This is a genomic window from Methylobacter svalbardensis, from assembly GCF_037671525.1.
Lineage (GTDB): Bacteria > Pseudomonadota > Gammaproteobacteria > Methylococcales > Methylomonadaceae > Methylobacter_A > Methylobacter_A svalbardensis.
Map to the genome: position 1 here is coordinate 1 of NZ_JAWPOH010000147.1, position 2,452 is coordinate 2,452.

A 2,452-nucleotide genomic window follows, 5' to 3' on the forward strand; every position below is an offset into this window, starting at 1 on the left:
CAGTTTTTGTACAATTGAATTCGAAAAGCTTAGCGTTATGATTTTAAGTGCTCCTTTAAGTTTTTTCAGTAGAAATAAGTATATCTTCAAAGGAGTTTTTTACTGTTTTGGAAATTAATTTTCTGGAAGTCTATATGAAATATTTTAGAATTCGCCTAATAAAATATTACTCTGTTCTTAGTCAAAAAACGTTGAAGTTTAGGAACTGTTAAAACCGTGTAGACCAGTAAATTAGAAGGGATGTACGAGTTAAAGAATGAGATATTTTTTCGTTCAGATAAGAGCATATACATCTGGCAAACTTGGTTTTTTGTCATGATAACCCTAACTTCAATTAAGTGTTAGAAGTTTTATTTCATCTGCCGTTTGCCATGGAAACGGGGCTTAGCGGAGTGATGGCAAATAGTTCGCAGGAGCGATAGTGCATGTGTTTTCACGGAACGCTTTTTGTGGAGTGAAAGCAGGCTTTATGAAATCAAGCCCAGTTATTGCGTACTTCCCCTTGCTGGGTATTAAACGAACGAAGCAGGCCGAAAGTCAGCAGCGCCGCCTTGGTGAAAAACCAGCCCATTTGCGTCAGCGCACCGTTCCAGCCGTAGTGTCCCCATAAGAATCCCATCATGCCGCCCCACAATATCAATCCCGCCGCTATGATTTTAAGCAAGTGCGCCCAACGAAAACGGGCATGCTCGGGGATGGGCGTATCGTCATCGATCAGCGCGGGGCCGTAGCTTTGTTTGGCCGAGCCATGACCTCCGCCAACAGCAAATTTATCAGGAATGATGCGTCCGCCGACGGCTCCGAGACAGGCTGCAATCAATACGATCAACGGAAACGGCGCGTGCAATACGAAAATAGCGACAAAGGCCAATGCCGCCAAAATCCAGAGTACGCCGTTTTTTAAAGCCCGCGAGCCGATGCGATACGCCGCGAACAGCACGATGGCAGTGACGGCGGGCTTGATACCGTAAAGCACACCGGCCACCGCCGGAACCTGGCCGAAGCGCAGGTAAATCCAGCTTAGCAGGATCAACAGGAACAGCGACGGCAGAATAAACAAAAGCCCGGCGACCACGCCGCCCCAGGTGCGGTGCATCAGCCAGCCGAGATAAACCGCGAGTTGCTGCGCTTCAGGCCCCGGCAATAGCATGCAGTAATTCAGCGCATGCAGAAAACGCTTTTCGGAAATCCAGCGCCGCCGCTCGACCAGTTCCTGATGCATGATGGCGATTTGCCCGGCAGGCCCGCCGAAACTGATGAAGCCGAGTTTGAACCAGAAGCGGAAGGCTGTGCTAAAGCTGACGGGTTGTGGTTGTTCCATGGGGCTTCCCTTCGATCAGGTTTGTACTCCGGTTAATGGAGATTAAGCTCTTTAGCTGCAATCAACAACTCGTCGATAAAGTGCTGCGTGTACACAGGCAGGTAGTTGTTTTTCAGATAGGCGATCTTGGTTTTTGAACTGGGAATAAGATGCGATAAATCCCGTACAACCAGATCATGATCCACCTCCGGATCATAAGCCATGCCGGCAATAATGCCGACCCCCATCCCTAAGCGTACATAGGTCTTGATCACATCGGTATCGGCGGCGGCCAGGATAATATCCAGTTTCATGTCGGTGTTGTTAAATGCAGTCTCGATGTTTGAGCGACCGGTAAAACCAAAACTGTAGGTGAGTATCGGATAAGAGGCGAGCCGCTCAAGAGAAATTTCGCCCTCGCTCAGCGGATGATGTTGCGGCACCACCACCGCATGATGCCATTCGTAGCAGGGCTTGACGACCAAACCGGCATCTTCGCCGACTTTCTCGGTGCAGATCGCAATATCCGCTTTGCGGGTATGCAGTTTGTTAATCAGTTGTTCGGGCGACGCTTCCACCATATAAATCCTGACGCCCGGATATTTTTCCCTGAAGCGCAGGATAGGTTTCGGTAAAAAATACCTGGCCTGGGTGTGGGTGGTCGCAATGTGCAAAACGCCTTGGTTGCTGTCGATAAAGTCGGCTGCTATGGTCTGGATATTGTTTTTGGCCATGTTAATGGTTGCGACCTCCTCCATGATACGGCAACCCAAAGAGGTCAAGCCTATCAATCTTTTACCCTGCCGTTCATACAAAGGGAAACCCAGTTCGGCTTCGAAAAGCTGCAATTGCCGACTGACCGCCGATTGTACGATATGCATTTTTTCCGCCGCTTTTGAAAGGCTGAAATCATTTTCCTGAAGAACGCGAAGCAATTCAATTTGGCTTAAATTCATTGTTGGGGATGTTTCCTTGATTAAAAAGCATGTCGATCGGGTTAGCGTAGCGTAACCCGAGAACTTACACTAATGAAACCAATGCGCGTGGCGTATCCGCAGCTCAACCTTGTCGCCTCTATTCAGCTGCAAGCGTCTGAACTGGTCATTGGGCATTTCCGCATAAACGCTTGCCGCCTGTCCATTCGCGCCGCTC

The 2,452-nt window shown here is 48.9% G+C and carries 2 protein-coding genes; both read right to left on the bottom strand.

Annotated features, from left to right (window positions below; genetic code table 11):
- Positions 1 to 475: 475 nt before the first annotated feature.
- Positions 476 to 1,321 (bottom strand): chromate transporter, encoded by an 846-nt coding sequence (locus RW114_RS20405; protein ID WP_479687046.1) that lies wholly within the window; start codon positions 1,319 to 1,321, stop codon positions 476 to 478.
- A gap of 32 nt (positions 1,322 to 1,353) precedes the next feature.
- The gene (locus tag RW114_RS20410) at positions 1,354 to 2,256 is read right to left on the bottom strand and encodes a LysR substrate-binding domain-containing protein (protein ID WP_340124565.1); all 903 of its coding nucleotides are present in this window, start codon (positions 2,254 to 2,256) and stop codon (positions 1,354 to 1,356) included.
- Positions 2,257 to 2,452: the final 196 nt, after the last annotated feature.